Annotated in this window: 12 protein-coding genes; 7 read left to right on the forward strand and 5 right to left on the reverse strand. The window is 37.9% G+C overall.

Annotated features, from left to right (window positions below; genetic code table 11):
- Positions 1-51 precede the first annotated feature (51 nt).
- Both ATE49_RS12685 and ATE49_RS12690 read right to left on the reverse strand, forming a co-directional pair.
- Entirely contained in the window at positions 52-1,830 is a 1,779-nt protein-coding gene (locus tag ATE49_RS12685; protein WP_260256183.1) for a PL29 family lyase N-terminal domain-containing protein, read from the reverse strand.
- A gap of 38 nt (positions 1,831-1,868) precedes the next feature.
- Entirely contained in the window at positions 1,869-2,579 is a 711-nt protein-coding gene (locus tag ATE49_RS12690; RefSeq protein WP_065082498.1) for a porin family protein, read from the reverse strand.
- Between the two features lie 174 nt (positions 2,580-2,753).
- Here ATE49_RS12690 and ATE49_RS12695 point away from each other — a divergent pair, with 174 nt between their 5' ends.
- Both ATE49_RS12695 and ATE49_RS12700 read left to right on the forward strand, forming a co-directional pair.
- Complete coding sequence (locus ATE49_RS12695; protein WP_260256184.1) at positions 2,754-4,652, forward strand: sensor histidine kinase; 1,899 nt, start codon at positions 2,754-2,756, stop codon at positions 4,650-4,652.
- On the forward strand, positions 4,652-5,290 hold the full coding sequence (locus tag ATE49_RS12700) for a response regulator transcription factor (protein ID WP_185154899.1): 639 nt from the start codon (positions 4,652-4,654) through the stop codon (positions 5,288-5,290). The genes ATE49_RS12695 and ATE49_RS12700 overlap by 1 nt, the downstream gene beginning before the upstream one ends.
- A 74-nt stretch (positions 5,291-5,364) precedes the next feature.
- On the opposite strand, the gene gcvT is transcribed toward ATE49_RS12700, so the two are convergent.
- Positions 5,365-6,441 carry a glycine cleavage system aminomethyltransferase GcvT gene (gcvT, locus tag ATE49_RS12705; protein WP_065082500.1) on the reverse strand — a complete coding sequence of 359 codons (1,077 nt, stop codon included), beginning with the start codon at positions 6,439-6,441 and terminating at the stop codon, positions 5,365-5,367.
- A gap of 41 nt (positions 6,442-6,482) precedes the next feature.
- Entirely contained in the window at positions 6,483-6,992 is a 510-nt protein-coding gene (gene idi / locus ATE49_RS12710; protein ID WP_059155756.1) for an isopentenyl-diphosphate Delta-isomerase, read from the reverse strand.
- 114 nt (positions 6,993-7,106) lie between these two features.
- On the opposite strand from idi, the gene ATE49_RS12715 reads away from it, so the two are divergent.
- The 5 genes from ATE49_RS12715 to ATE49_RS12735 are packed head-to-tail and all read left to right on the forward strand — an operon-like array spanning position 7,107 to position 14,271.
- Positions 7,107-8,279, forward strand: a complete 1,173-nt coding sequence (locus tag ATE49_RS12715; RefSeq protein WP_065082501.1) for an efflux RND transporter periplasmic adaptor subunit — start codon at positions 7,107-7,109, stop codon at positions 8,277-8,279.
- 42 nt (positions 8,280-8,321) lie between these two features.
- Positions 8,322-11,474, forward strand: a complete 3,153-nt coding sequence (locus ATE49_RS12720) for an efflux RND transporter permease subunit (RefSeq protein ID WP_065082502.1) — start codon at positions 8,322-8,324, stop codon at positions 11,472-11,474.
- Between the two features lie 3 nt (positions 11,475-11,477).
- Positions 11,478-12,887: a TolC family protein gene (locus ATE49_RS12725; protein WP_065082503.1), complete on the forward strand. Its 1,410-nt coding sequence runs from the start codon at positions 11,478-11,480 to the stop codon at positions 12,885-12,887.
- 27 nt (positions 12,888-12,914) lie between these two features.
- A complete protein-coding gene (locus ATE49_RS12730; RefSeq protein ID WP_009084664.1) occupies positions 12,915-13,316 on the forward strand; it encodes an LNS2 domain-containing protein in 402 nt (133 codons plus the stop codon).
- Between the two features lies 1 nt (position 13,317).
- Positions 13,318-14,271 carry a D-2-hydroxyacid dehydrogenase gene (locus tag ATE49_RS12735; RefSeq protein ID WP_065082504.1) on the forward strand — a complete coding sequence of 318 codons (954 nt, stop codon included), beginning with the start codon at positions 13,318-13,320 and terminating at the stop codon, positions 14,269-14,271.
- A 229-nt stretch (positions 14,272-14,500) separates the two neighbouring features.
- Here the strand turns inward: ATE49_RS12735 and mscL are convergent, their stop codons facing one another.
- Positions 14,501-14,938, reverse strand: coding sequence for a large conductance mechanosensitive channel protein MscL (mscL, locus tag ATE49_RS12740; protein WP_034868209.1), 438 nt, complete (start codon positions 14,936-14,938; stop codon positions 14,501-14,503).
- Positions 14,939-14,957 lie beyond the last annotated feature (19 nt).

Consider the following 14,957-nt stretch of genomic DNA (forward strand, 5'->3'; position numbering starts at 1 on the left):
TTCGTGGTGCTCTTTTATAAAAAATATTTAAGTAAACACAATTAATTATTACTATGGCATACTTACTTTAGTAAAACTTGTAATATTAGAACCTGTGGTACCTAGTCCCAATTGTCCGGAATCATTATATCCGGCAGCCCAGAAACTACCATCTGTTTTCATGATAACCGAGTGTTGTGCTCCCGCATTTATTAAGGCCACTTTATCGGTAACCATAGTAAATTGATTGCTATTAATTGTACTTCCTATACCCAGTTGTCCATAGATATTGGATCCTGTGGTCCATAAGGTGTTATTCGTTTTGAGTATCATAGTGTGGCTTGTACCCAGACTTATAGCTTTTACCTGATCAGCAACCTGTACAAATTGGTTTAGCGGAGTATTGTTTCCTGTACCTAATTGACCAGCCAAATTAGCTCCTGTAGCCCAAACAGTGTTGTCTCTTTTTAGAATTACAGAATAAGTTTGGTAGCCTGTGGCTACAGCTTTTACATTATTAGTAATAAAGGCCGGATAAAGCTGATTACTGGTGTCACTTAATCCTAGCTGATAGCTGCTATTAGCTCCTGTTCCATAGACAGAACCATCCGTTTTTAGGATAAGTGTATGAGCGTAGGTAGCAGAAACAGCAGCCACATTATTGGTGACCATGGTCATAACATTGCGGTATTGCTGATTTCCAATTCCCAGCTGTCCAAACTGATTATTGCCGGTTGACCATAAAGATCCATCATTTTTAATAGCATAAGAAGAATTGACACCGGCAGCTATGGCTTTGACGTTATTTGTTATGAGAGCAGGTGTATTTAGAGTGGTGTTATTCCCGGTACCTAATTGACCGTCATAATTATAACCTGTAGCCCACAATGTGCCATCTTTTTTTAGTATTAAAGAATGTAAGCCGTTTGCGGCTACTGCCTGTACATTATTCATTATAAATACAGGGGTATTTCGATTATTGTTGTCACCAAGACCTAATTGTCCATAGCTGTTTTGTCCTGTCCCATACAGATTGCCTTCGGGGCTTACAAATAAGGTATGCCAGTTTCCAGAGGAAATTTGCCACTGTGCTTTTACCAATGTATAAGAATTTCCCAGATAGGTAACTGTTATTATACCATCACCTTCTTCAATACTAAATCCTGGTATACCGGATGGACCTTGTGGGCCTGTTGGACCGGTAGGACCACTCGGACCAGATGGTCCGGTTGCAGGCACCGGATTTCCTGAGGAGTCCCGCACAATCTGCCAGCTGTTTCCATTATCATAGCTTATCATCCATTGATTGGCTGTAGTATTCACCTGTAATAAAGGTGTTATACCATTTGTACCATTGCTGCCGTTACTGCCATTAGAACCGTTTTGCCCGTCTTTACCTGTAACCGGTAATTTATTACCGTTTTGTATTATAAAGTTTCCGTCCAAAGTCCAGTAGTAAAGACCGTCGGTATCTTGTTTTACTCCTATAGCCGGAGCATTTACACCATCTTTTCCATTTGTACCATTCGTACCGTTGGTTCCGTCTTTTCCATTGCTCAGGTTAATTGTAGTACCATTACTCATAGTAAGTGTATATCCTGTGGAGGTCGCTTTGTAGGATATAATACTTACATTTTGTTGCAATGCGGAGGTAATTGCTTTTAGGGCAGTAATATCAGTATTCATGAGTTTTACAGCAGCTTCCAGAGCTGCTATACGTGCTGCCTGGCTGTTTAATTGATCTTGTTGCTGCTGTTGTTTGCGCATAATTTCATCGAAGTCTGTGCGCTGGCAGGAGGTGACAGACAGCAGCAAAAACATCCATATAGAGAAAATAAATTTAGTGCTCATAATAGTATGGTATTGGTTACAAATAGTTTAATTATTATTTATTGAGTGTTTATATCGAAGCTAACGCCAATGGACGTATAAAGCATTAAATTTTCCTTCCATGCCGGATACGTACTAATCCCGTCGTATTTATCATCGTTTAACCAACTGAATGATGAGCGCAGAAACAGTTTTGTCTGTTTATTAATTCTGTATGAAAATCCAAGATCCCCACCCATAGAGTAACTTAATGATTTGGGTTTAGTACCGTCTGTTAGCTTTTGATTGCTTTTTATGTTGTAGATTCCTGTAGAAAAATCATTGATAAAAAAATGAGGGGCAATTTCTATGTTAAATTTTCCGCTATTTCTGAAAATTTTTAATACCTGTACTGGCAAACGCAATCCATATCTGGAAAGCCGAATTTTACTGTAAATATCTCCCAGCTTATAACTCCCCTGAGTGTAGTGTATAACACCCTGGTTGTCTATTAAATCATTGGTCTGCCATTTGGAAGTTCCAATATTACCGGTCATATAATCTGTATTGACCTCAATAGCCAGCCAGTCTGTAAATCTGTAACCAGCAAATAAGCCTCCGCCATAGCCGGGACGAAATTTTTCTCCCGTAGAAGAAAGATCTCCCCAAAATAATGGAGAACCGGCTTGCGCCCCGATATAGACTTTAGACTCGGAAGGGTATTTTTCTTGGGCATATAATATTAGAGAACCAGAAAAAAATAAAACCAGAAAAAAATATATTTTGATCATAACAGAAAGGTATCTGCTAACAAAATTAATTTGGCAGAGAAGGGAGGACAATACCCAAAAGCAGGTATCAGTAAGCTATGCAATTTTGTATATTTAGAGTAACTTTAATAATAATCTTACCTACCTGTTTTTGGGTAATAGATATAATCTGAAATTTTATCAACTTTACAGAATATGAAGTTGTTATACCATAAATATTTAAGTGCTGTTCTTCTGCTTTTATGTTGTTGCATAAATCAGCCGGTTTATGCTTCATCTGTGAATGATACTTTAGCTGTAACAGGAATAGACAGATATCCTGTTAATAATTATTTATATTGGTTTCAGACAAAAGAAAAATTATCGGCAGATAAAGCTTATCAGTTGCTAAAAAATGGAAAAGGACAAAAACTTGCTCCTGAAGTCAGTATAAATTCAGGAGTGGCCGGAAACTATTACTGGCTTACATTTACAATAAAGAATACATCCGGATCGGAGAATAATCTTTTTTATAAATTCAATTACCCTTTTCTTAATAATGTAGAAGCCTACAGGCTTACTTCATCGGGTTTTAAAAGGTTTATGAAAACTGGCGCCGAATCAGAATTTGATACACGGGATTACCCTTATCATGACTTTGTTTTTCCTATTAGATTAGAAACCGGAGAGTCTGCTGTTTTTTTAATTATGGCTGAACGAATAGGAGAGCGGTTCAGTACAACTCCGGAGTTAATTAGCAATAAACTTTTTAAAGAAGAAGAGCAGCGGTTGTATATTATCATAGGTGTGATTGTCGGTATTATGTTTTTTAATACGGTAATCAATTTGTGTCTTGGAATTTCTCTGGGGGACAGAATACATTATTTGTACGCCGCTTATGTAATGGCTGCATTGTTTTGGGTGCTTAGTAGTGTTGGTGCTGATTATCAGTTTCTTTTCCCCCATTGTCCGCTAATATTCAGTATATCTCAGTTTTCTGCCGGTGCAGTAACCATGATTTTGATGGCACAATTGGGTATTGCTTTTTTGGAACTGAAAAGAAATAGTATCAAGTCATATTATATACTAAACCTTTTTAAATGGCTTTTAATTTTTTCACTGATCTCAAAAATCGGATTAGATTTATGGTCTTCTGAACAACAGAAAGCAATCAAAATAACGGGTAATCTGTATCTGATTGCAATTGCCGGAATTGCTATCTCTATAATATGGGCTGCTATTTTACGGGTAAAACAGGGATTCCGGCCAGGATGGTTTTATTTGGCTGCAGTATGTTTTCTGGCAGCTAGTATTTTCAAAACCTGTTATGTTATTCTTACCACTAATGATTTATCCGTTTTGGTATCCCCGCCAACAAGTATTCAGATTGGTTTAATTATAGAATCACTGATTATTTTTGCAGGTATTATTTACCGATATTCTGTTCTTAAAAAAGAGAAAAAAGAGCTGGCAATAAAACTTACAAACCAGAAACTTGAGATGACACAAAACATAATTGCTGCTCAGGAAGAAGAACGTAAAAGACTAGCGCAGGATTTGCATGATGATTTAGGAGCTACCCTTAGTACTTTATTGCTTCATATTACCAATCAGCATGATATAATAAATAATCCCCATAATGAACGGAGCATTGAAATTACACAGAAAGCATTGGCTGATCTCAGAAATATTTCTCATGATTTATTACCCAAAGATTTTTCGACAATTGGTCTTTTCCAGACTTTAAAGAACAGAACTGATGAGCTGAATAGTTTTGCTCTTATACGGTTCTGGCTTAATATAGATGGGGAAGATAAGCAATTGAATGAAATACAATCGGTCATACTGTACAGGATAATAAATGAATTAATCAACAATACAATTAAACATGCAAAAGCTTCTCAGGCTAATATAGATCTGATAATTGCTGATGAAAATGTAACACTGATTTTTGAAGATAATGGTATAGGTTTCAACGACCACAATAATCTTAAAGGAATTGGATTAAAAAATATACACTCACGTGTAGCATTTCTGGGAGGGCAAATAAATACCGATTACAATAAACAAGGAACAACTGTAATTATTGTTGTTCCGTTGAAAAATACACAATAATGAATATTACAAACGTTATAATAGCGGATGATCATGCTCTTTTTGCCGATGGGCTGGAGCAGCTTGTACATTCTCTGGAGGGGTTCAGAGTTACAGGTAAGGTAACTGATGGCAAAATGCTTATGCAGAAGCTGAATACAGTTTTTGCAGATATTATTCTGATGGACATTAATATGCCTTATTTAAACGGAATAGAAGCAGCACAAAAAGTTTTGTCTTTGTACCCGAAAATGAAGATTGTGTTTATCAGTATGTATTACAACCTCCAGTTGATGACTCAGGCAAAAGAAATTGGAGCTACAGGATATATTATGAAAGATGTGACAGCTGCAGTATTGAAAGAAGCTATTGTAAATGCTAAGAATGGGGTTCAGACTTTTTTACCTCCTGTAGCGAAGGACATTTTGATAAATAATATGATGAAAGATCAGGATCCTTTTTTACTGCATTATAAATTATCTCCAAGAGAAATGGATATTATACATTTGATAAAAGAGGGGAATGCTACCAAACAAATAGCAACATTGCTCGAATTAAGTGTTTTTACAGTGGAAACTCACAGAAAAAATATCAACCGGAAACTAAAAGTCCAGAGTACAGCCGAACTTGTTGCGCTTATGCATAAGTTTAATCTCTGATTTTATGATAAAAAAATACCCGGAAATTTCCGGGTATTCTTAATTTATGACCTTTTCAGGCTATTTGTAATCTATTATACAAAAGGAAGTTTTACAACTTTTGCAGGGATATCTTTGTTACGGATTCTGATGAAAATGTCAGAGCCTAATTTGAAGTGAGGCTTTGCAACATAAGCTAATCCAACTCCAATTTTTTTCATTGGGGACATTGTTCCGGAAGTTACTTTACCAATAACATTACCTTCAGCATCTACTACTTCATAATCATGTCTTGGAATAGCCTTCTCCTGCATTTCAAAACCTACAAGTTTTCTGGTGATACCTTCTTCTTTTTGTTTTGCAAAAACTTCTTTAGAAACAAAATCTTTATCGAATTTAGTAATCCAGCCAAGACCAGCTTCAATAGGAGAGGTTGTATCATCTATATCATTACCATACAGGCAGAATCCTTTTTCCAGTCTTAGTGTATCTCTGGAAGCCAATCCGCAAGGAATCATTCCAAACTCTTCTCCGGATTCAGTCAATGCATCCCATAATTTTTCAGCATTTTCGTTTTTGAAATAAATTTCAAAACCTCCTGACCCTGTATAACCTGTATTGGAAATAATTACATCCTGAACACCTGCTACAGCACCAATAGTGAAGTTGTAGTAAGGAATATCAGCTAACTGAGTATCTGTTAACTTCTGTAAAATTTCAGTCGCTTTAGGCCCCTGAATAGCAATAAGAGACATGTCATCTGATGCATTCGTCATCTTAGCACCAAAAGTGTTGTATTTAGAAATGTGATTCCAGTCTTTATCAATATTGGAAGCATTTACTACAACAAAGTATTTCTCATCAGCAATCTTGTATACAATAAGATCATCTACAATTCCGCCATTTTCATTCGGAAGGCAAGAATATTGTGCTTTACCATCTTCTAATGTATCTACATTATTAGTGGTAACTTTTTGAAGAAGTTCCTTACTTCCCGGTCCTTCAATAAAAAATTGTCCCATGTGACTTACGTCAAACATACCGGCCTTTTCACGTACCGCAAAATGTTCTTCAGTAACTCCGGAATACTGTACAGGCATTTCGAAGCCAGCAAAAGGAACGATCTTGGCACCAAGAGAAACATGCTTGTCAAAAAGTGCTGTTCTTTTCATTTTAAAATATTATTTCGATTTATAATTTTGTTGATTGTCTGTTATAGGTGGTGTCTGTATTCGTCCCAGATAATTTTAAACCATTCTGTGAAAAGCTCGGGCTTATTAGCAATCTCTTCGTCCAGCTCTTCCATGGTAACGAAACGTATAGCAGAAACTTCATCAGGGTTTAACTGGTATTCACCATTATAAGTTCCGATGAAAACATGGTCCAGTTCATGTTCCCATAAACCTTGTCCTACATCTGCCTTATAAATAAAATGGAATTTTTCTTCCAGTTCACAATTGATACCTAATTCTTCATGGATTCTTCTTTTAGCACCATCTAAATAAGTCTCATTTTCGCGAGGATGCGAACAACATGCATTAGTCCATTTGTCAGGAGAGTGGTATTTGGTTGAACTTCTTTGCTGTAATAGCATTTTGCCTTCCTGATTAAACAAAAATACTGAAAAGGCCCTGTGTAATAGCCCGTTCTGGTGGGCTTGCATCTTTTCCATTACACCCAGTACGTCATCGTTTGGGTTTACAAGTACAACTTTCTCTTCCATTTAGGAGCAAAAATAGCTATAATCAATTGATTTTCCTAATCAAAATATTCGTTAAACTTATAATTTTTGGATGTTTTTTTAATAAATTTGTTTGCTTGAAAACTAATATTTATTATGACGATAAAGAAAAATACACTTATCGCAGCATCAGGTTTGTTTTTGTTAACACTGAATGTTTCTTGCGGTAAAGGAGACCCAAAAGCGGCTGCGGCACAGCAGCAACAAAAACCTCAACCATACCAGTTCATAACAGTAGAACAAGGGCCAGCTACAGTCTATGAAGAGTTTCCTGCACGTTTGCAGGGAAAACAAAATATCGAAATACGTCCGAAAATTGATGGATTTATAGAAGATATTTATATAGATGAAGGGGCATATGTGAAGCAGGGACAGGCTCTCTTCAGAATCCGAAATCCACAGTATGAGCAGCAGGTAAGGGTTGCAGAAGCTGCCATAAGAAGTGCGCAGGCAGATGTTGCTACAGCTCAGATGCAGGTAACGAAGACCAAACCATTGGTAGATAAGGATATCATTTCCAAGTACGAACTTCAGGCTGCTCAGCTGGCATTACAGGCAAAGCAGGCTAACCTTGCACAGGCACAGGCTAATTTAACAAATGCCAAAGTGAATGAAGGTTATACAATGATTTCCAGCCCGGTAACCGGTTATGTAGGAACATTGCCATATCGTCATGGTAGTTATGTAAACAGTGCTACACAGGAGCCGTTAACGACGGTATCTAATATCGGAAGTATTTATGCTTATTTCTCGGCTAACGAAAAAGAAGTATTAGAATTTCTGAAACATGCAACAGGAGGAAGTATTACAGAGAAGCTGAAAAATGCACCTAATGTTAGTTTAGTTTTATCAGATGGTAGTGAATATAGAGAAAAAGGAAAAATCGAATCTATGAGCGGTCAGGTGGATCCTCAGACCGGATCATTTATGATGCGTGCGACTTTTCCAAACGAAAACGGACTTATCCGAAGTGGATACAGTGCTACGCTTAAGCTCCCTACCTATCTGGAAAAAGTAATTATTATTCCACAGAAAGCTACTTACGAAATGCAGGGTAAAACCTTTGCTTATATAGTAGGAGCTGACAACAAAGTAAAATCAACAGAAGTAAAAGTAGTTCGTCTTCCGGATGGTGTAAGCTATGCCGTGGAATCTGGACTTAAGGCTGGTGATAAAGTTGTTGTGGAAGGAGTTGGTATACTGAAAGACGGAACTGAAATTGTTCCTAAACAAACCAGTCTTACCGCTATTACTCCAAAAGCTAACTAATATTAATCATAAGGAGGAATCCTTATAATCTCATTTAAAATTATGTTTAGAAAATATATAGAAAGACCGGTACTCTCTACCGTAATATCTATTATCATTGTGATATTAGGTATTTTAGGTATTGTGAGTCTGCCGGTATCTCAATATCCTGACATTGCTCCGCCCACAGTAGTTGTGAATGCCAACTACATGGGAGCGAATGCGGATGTAGTACTAAAGAGTGTTATTATTCCGCTGGAAGAGCAAATTAATGGTGTAGAGGGGATGACCTACATGTCTTCTTCTGCAACCAACGAAGGATCAGCATCTGTTTCTGTATTCTTCAAGCAAGGTGTAAATCCTGATATTGCTGCAGTAAACGTACAAAACAGGGTTTCCCGTGCCAATAGTTTACTACCCCGTGAAGTAACGCAGGCCGGGGTAACGGTTGTAAAAAGACAGAGTTCCAACGTATTAATTTATACACTGAAGAGTGATAATCCGCAATACGACCAGGTATTTTTACAGAACTACATCAACATCAACATCATCCCAAGAATGAAAAGGGTAAACGGGGTTGGTGATGTAACCGTATTCGGGACAAAAGATTACTCTATCAGAATCTGGCTGGATCCTGATAAAATGGCTGCTTATGGGCTAGTTCCTAGTGATATTGGTGCAGTCCTTAATGAGCAAAACATTGAAGCTGCCCCGGGTAAAATGGGAGAGCAGGGAAAACAGAGTTTTGAATACACACTGAAATATAAAGGCCGTCTTACCAGTACAGCCGAATTTGAGAATATAGTATTAAAAGGAAATATTGGCGGACAAGTCTTAAGACTTAAAGATGTTGCCAAAATAGAATTAGGAGCTCAGGATTATTCCGGGAATACCTTTACAGACGGACAGGCTGCTATCGGGGTTGCTGTAGCACAGACGGCAGGATCCAATGCCCAGGAAGTTATCAACGGTTGTGTGGCAGTATTAGACAATGCCTCAACATCTTTCCCTAAGGGAATTACCTATACAACAATGGTAAATGCCAATGAATTCCTGGATGCCTCAATTGAAAAAGTACTTCATACCTTATTTGAAGCCTTTATCCTTGTATTCATCGTTGTATTTATATTCCTTCAGGACTGGAGATCTACATTGATTCCGGCGATAGCTGTACCAGTAGCAATTATCGGTACTTTCTTCTTCCTGAATCTCTTTGGATTTACGATCAACCTTCTTACCTTATTCGCATTAATTCTTGCAGTAGGTATTGTTGTGGATGATGCTATTGTCGTCGTTGAAGCCGTTCATTCCAAGTTAGAGCAGGGTGAAAAATCACCTAGGCGTGCAGCTATTTCTGCGATGAATGACATCTCCGGAGCTATCATCAGTATTACACTTGTAATGTCTGCAGTATTCGTACCGGTGAGTTTTATCAGTGGCTCTGCCGGGGTTTTCTATAAACAGTTTGGTTTAACACTTGCAATTTCTATTGTACTGTCGGCAGTAAATGCATTAACGCTGAGTCCTGCGCTTTGTGCAATATTCCTTAAGCCACATGCAGATCATGGTGAGGAGCATAAGAAAAATATTATGCAGCGTTTCTTCTCCAACTTCAATACTGCATTTACAGCGACTACAATGAAGTATACTCATGGTGTTAGTTTCCTTCTTAGAAGGAAGTGGCTTACATTAATTGCTTTATTAGGTTTTGCAGGGTTATTTGGCTGGCTGATGGTATCTACACCTAAAGCTTTCGTACCAAGTGAAGATATGGGAGGGATATTCTCGGATATTGCTTTGCCATTAGGAGCTTCACAGGAAAGAACCGAAGAAGTATTGTCACAGATTGAGAAAGTAGTATCTAAAATGCCAGAAGTAGACCACATTATGAAAATTTCCGGAAGGGGGATGATCAGTGGTACGGGTAGTAACTACGGGATGGTCATTGTAAAATTGAAACCATGGGCACAGAGAACCGGTAAAGGTGAATCTCAGGATGCTGTACTTGGAAAACTGTATGCGCAAACTGCAGGTATTAAAGATGCACGTATTATTTTCTTCGGAAGACCAACTCTTCAGGGGTTTGGTAACGCTGCAGGTTTTGAAATGCAGCTTCAGGATCAGAAGGGAGGTACAATTGATGATCTGAATAAAGTAACCAATGACTTCATCGATGCTCTAAAGAAAAGACCGGAAATACAAAATGCTTATACATCATTTAACCCTAACTTTCCACAATACCTTATTGATGTGGATGTAGCATCCATTAAAAATGCAGGTTATTCGGTATCAGATGTATTGAATGTAATTCAAGGATATTTTGGTGGGGTATACGCTTCCAATATTAACTTGTTTGGTAAACAGTACCGTGTAATTTATCAGGCACCACCTAATCAGAGAGCAAACGTAGAAAGCTTTGATGTAATGAAAGTAAGAAGCAGTACAGGTGCTATGGCGCCGGTAAGCAGATTCGTTACACTGAAGAGAGTATACGGACCACAGAGTATCAGCCGTTTCAACTTGTTTACTGCTGTTACGGTAAATGGTACACCAAATCCGGGATACAGTTCGGGTGATGCTATCCAGGCTGTTCAGGAAGTTGCTGCACAGGTAATACCATCTGGTTATGGATATGAGTTTTCCGGGTTAACAAGAGAAGAAATGAGCGCGGGTAGTCAAACGGTTATCATCTTTGCACTATGTTGTATCTTCGTATACTTCCTTCTTTGTGCACAGTATGAAAGTTATATGCTTCCGTTTGCCGTAATGCTATCATTGCCATTTGGTTTAGCAGGTGCATTATTCTTTACCTGGATTACCGGAACATCTAATAACATTTATACACAGATTTCCCTGATCATGCTTATTGGTCTATTGGCGAAGAACGCGATTCTTATTGTCGAGTTTGCCCATGCAGCAAGATTAAAAGGTTTATCTATTGGTAAAGCTGCACTAAGAGGAGCACAGCAAAGATTACGTCCGATCCTTATGACATCTTTTGCCTTTGTATTTGGTCTTATACCATTGGCCATTGCTGCGGGAGCTGGAGCAGTTGGTAACAATGCTATTGGTATTGCGGCGATCGGAGGGATGCTTTTCGGAACAATCTTCGGAGTATTCTTTATACCAGTATTATTTGTCGTGTTCCAGTTCTTACACGAGAAGATTTCTATTAAGAACGAAGAAAGTGCGGATGTACCAAAACTAACAGATTAAAACATGAAAAGAATAAATAATATATGGCTTTTTGCAGGTGCTGCGTCGATGCTGGTTGTTTCATGTAAAGTAACCGATCCGTACCATAAACCTGAAATTTCAAATGAAAAGCTAAACCGATTATATGGTAAAGAAATCAATGCTCAGGATAGTTTGTCTACTGCAAACGTATCCTGGGATAAGATTTTCACGGATGCCAATCTACAGAATATTATCAGAAAAACAGTTCAGAATAATCTGGATCTGAAAATTGCAATTTCCAGAATTCAGCAATCTGACGCTTATTTCAAACAAAGTCAGATGGCCTTTTTGCCAACTATAAACGGAGGTCCGACAGCTACGATCTCAAAAAATAGTCCGGCAGCACAGGTTAATCCGCTTTTCCCTACACATCATATTGAAAACTTTCAATTAGGTATTAATACCGGTTGGGAAATCGATGTTTGGGGCAAGCTGGCTTCTGCTAAGAGAGCTGCTTATGCAACGCTTTTATCCAGTGATGCATCCAAAAGAGCTGTTCAGACCCAATTGGTAGCACAGGCAGCTACGCTTTATTATCAGTTGTTGGCTTTTGACAAGCAGCTTGAAATAACCAATCAGACTATCGATATCAGAAAGAAACAACTTGAAACCATTAAGGCATTAAAAGAAGGTGCAATCTTAACGGGAGCAGATGTTGCTCAGAGTGAGGCCAATTTATATGCTGCACAGGTTTCGGTTCCGGATATTGAACTGAATATTAAAACTACCGAAAATGCGCTGTCTCTGCTGATGGGCGAGCCGCCTTTAGAAATTGAAAGAAGCAGCATAGACGGACAAGCTGTTTACTCAGATCTGAAAACAGGAGTTCCTTTACAGATGGTAAGAAACAGACCGGATGTGCAGATGGCAGAGTACAACTATCAGCAGACATTTGAAGCTTTGAATGTGGCTAAAGCAGATGTTTTTCCTGCGCTTAACATCACGGCAGCATTTGGACTGTCTTCTCTGAAAATAAAGGATTTATTCAGAGATTCCTTTATGTATTCCGCCAGCGGAGCTCTTAGCCAGGTTATTTTAGGTAAAGGAACCAAAAGAACTCAGGTTAAGGTTTCTGAAACTCAAAAAGAGCAAGCTTATCTTACTTATGAGAAAAGCGTAATTACAGCCGGAACTGAAGTATCGAATGCTTTGTATTCATACCAAATGGCTGTAGCTAAAGAAAACACCAGAAAGCAACAAATTGAAACACTGGCGAAGGCTGTTGATTTCAATATGGAGTTGCTAAAATATACTTCTAAAACTAATTATACCGATGTATTAACGTCTGAGCAGAATTTACTGGCAGCACAACTTGCTGGAGTAAATGATAAACTGCAACAGTTGGTGGCTTCTGCTAATTTTTACAGAGCCGTAGGAGGAGGACAATTTTAAGCGAGATATGAACGTTAAACTAAAACTATGGAACTAGAATTCAAAGACCATCTCAGCCCGATGCTGAAAGATGGAGTTATCAATTATCTTATTGATATCGACGGAACGATTACGGACGATGTCCCGAATGAAGAACCGGAAAGGATGAAAACATGTAAGCCGTTTCCGGACGCGCTTGCAACCATCAACAGATGGTACGACGAAGGGCACCAGATTTGCTTTTTTACATCCAGAACCGAGGATTTACGGGAAATTACCGAAACATGGCTGAGAGATAATGGATTTAAGTTTCATAGTGTTCTTTTGGGCAAGCCAAGAGGTGGGAATTACCATTGGATAGATAACCACCTGGTAAAGGCTACACGCTACAAAGGAAAGTTTACAGATATGATAGAAAAGAAAGTGAAAATAAAAGTTTTTAAAGATTAATATGAAAAAGATTTTAGCCAACGATGGGCTTTCAGGGAGTGGAATAAAAAAACTAATTAATTATGGCTTTCAGGTCATCACAGATAAAGTTCCGCAGGAAGAACTAATCTCCTACATTAATACCAATCAGATCGATGTTTTATTAGTCCGTAGTGCAACAAAGGTACGCACGGATATTATTGACAATTGTCCTTCTTTAAAGATTATCGGAAGAGGAGGTGTCGGAATGGACAATATAGATGTAGAATATGCCAGAGAAAAAGGGATAAAAGTAATTAATACTCCGGCAGCATCTTCTGAATCCGTTGCAGAGCTTGTATTCGCTCACTTATACTCCGGAATTCGTTTCCTTTATGATTCCAACAGACAAATGCCGGCTTCAGGAAATACCGAGTTCGAAAAGCTTAAAAAAGCTTATGCTGGTGGTATAGAGTTGCGTGGTAAGACAATAGGAATTATTGGTATGGGCAGAATTGGTATTGAAGTAGCAAGAATTGCTCTTGGACTTCGTATGAAAGTGATTGCTGCCGATACATTTGTAGGAAAAGCAAATATCGAAGTAGACTTCTATAATGGTCAGTCTATCAATGTAGATATTATTACTGAACCGATTGAACAGATACTAAAAGAAGCTGATATTATTACATTGCATGTTCCTGCACAAAAAGGTTTTGTAATCGGGAAAGAGCAACTTGATATGATGAAAGATGGTGTAATGCTTATTAATTGTGCCAGAGGTGGTGTTATAGATGAAGAGGCGCTAATTGAAGCTCTGGACTCAGGTAAAGTACGCTTTGCCGGTCTGGATGTATTCGAAAATGAGCCAGCTCCTTCAGATAAGATATTAGCACATTCTAAGATTTCTTTGTCTCCGCATATCGGGGCAGCTACATTAGAAGCTCAGGATCGTATTGGAGAAGAATTAGCAGATCAGATCAACGAAATTTTATCGTAAATACATTCAGTATAAAAATACAAAAGGCCGGAAGTTTTCTTTCGGTCTTTTTGTTTTAAAAATTAAAAATATACAAACCTTATAGGTTTATTTAAAAGAAAGTTAAGATTTATTTACTGTTTAAATTTTTTAAACTTTTGTATTAGTTTTATAGCTTTCACCATTAATAAAACCGTACAAAAAAGGCCGGAATATATTCCGGCCTTTCTTTATCTGATTAGAAGAGTAATTAGTTCTTCTTTAATTGATCGCGAATTTCCATCAATAGCTTGTCAGTAGAAGATGGTTCTGCTGCAGGCTCGTCTGCTTGTTTCTTTTTCATTTTGTTAATACTCTTAACCATTAAGAATACTACAAAAGCTAATAGTAAAAAGTTGATAGCAACTGTAATAAAGTTACCATAAGCAAAAATTGCTGCATCTGGTGCCAGTTCTTTAGCCTTAGCCAAAGTAGCGCCTGCCGGGATAAGCTCGGAGCCTTTTCCCATTGCAAAATAAATACTGCTGAAATCAGGTTTTCCTGCGATAGCAGCAACAATTGGCATTACAAGGTCATCGATTACACTGGTAACAATTTTACCGAATGCTCCACCAATAATTACCCCTACTGCCAGATCAAAGGCATTACCTTTAATTGCAAATTCTTTAAATTCTTTTATAAATCCCATAGTGCTTTGTTTATTATTT

This window comes from Elizabethkingia miricola, from assembly GCF_001675285.1.
In the GTDB taxonomy this organism is placed as follows: Bacteria; Bacteroidota; Bacteroidia; order Flavobacteriales; family Weeksellaceae; genus Elizabethkingia; species Elizabethkingia miricola.

Excerpts from the sequence above, each read along its gene's own strand:
- ATE49_RS12695 (WP_260256184.1), top strand. The coding sequence starts at position 2,754 with ATGAAGTTGTTATACCATAAATATTTAAGTGCTGTTCTTCTGCTTTTA.
- ATE49_RS12690 (WP_065082498.1), bottom strand. The coding sequence starts at position 2,579 with ATGATCAAAATATATTTTTTTCTGGTTTTATTTTTTTCTGGTTCTCTA.
- gcvT (WP_065082500.1), bottom strand. The coding sequence starts at position 6,441 with ATGAAAAGAACAGCACTTTTTGACAAGCATGTTTCTCTTGGTGCCAAG.
- ATE49_RS12725 (WP_065082503.1), top strand. The coding sequence starts at position 11,478 with ATGAAAAGAATAAATAATATATGGCTTTTTGCAGGTGCTGCGTCGATG.
- ATE49_RS12720 (WP_065082502.1), top strand. The coding sequence starts at position 8,322 with ATGTTTAGAAAATATATAGAAAGACCGGTACTCTCTACCGTAATATCT.
- ATE49_RS12700 (WP_185154899.1), top strand. The coding sequence starts at position 4,652 with ATGAATATTACAAACGTTATAATAGCGGATGATCATGCTCTTTTTGCC.
- ATE49_RS12735 (WP_065082504.1), top strand. The coding sequence starts at position 13,318 with ATGAAAAAGATTTTAGCCAACGATGGGCTTTCAGGGAGTGGAATAAAA.
- ATE49_RS12730 (WP_009084664.1), top strand. The coding sequence starts at position 12,915 with ATGGAACTAGAATTCAAAGACCATCTCAGCCCGATGCTGAAAGATGGA.
- idi (WP_059155756.1), bottom strand. The coding sequence starts at position 6,992 with ATGGAAGAGAAAGTTGTACTTGTAAACCCAAACGATGACGTACTGGGT.
- ATE49_RS12685 (WP_260256183.1), bottom strand. The coding sequence starts at position 1,830 with ATGAGCACTAAATTTATTTTCTCTATATGGATGTTTTTGCTGCTGTCT.
- ATE49_RS12715 (WP_065082501.1), top strand. The coding sequence starts at position 7,107 with ATGACGATAAAGAAAAATACACTTATCGCAGCATCAGGTTTGTTTTTG.
- mscL (WP_034868209.1), bottom strand. The coding sequence starts at position 14,938 with ATGGGATTTATAAAAGAATTTAAAGAATTTGCAATTAAAGGTAATGCC.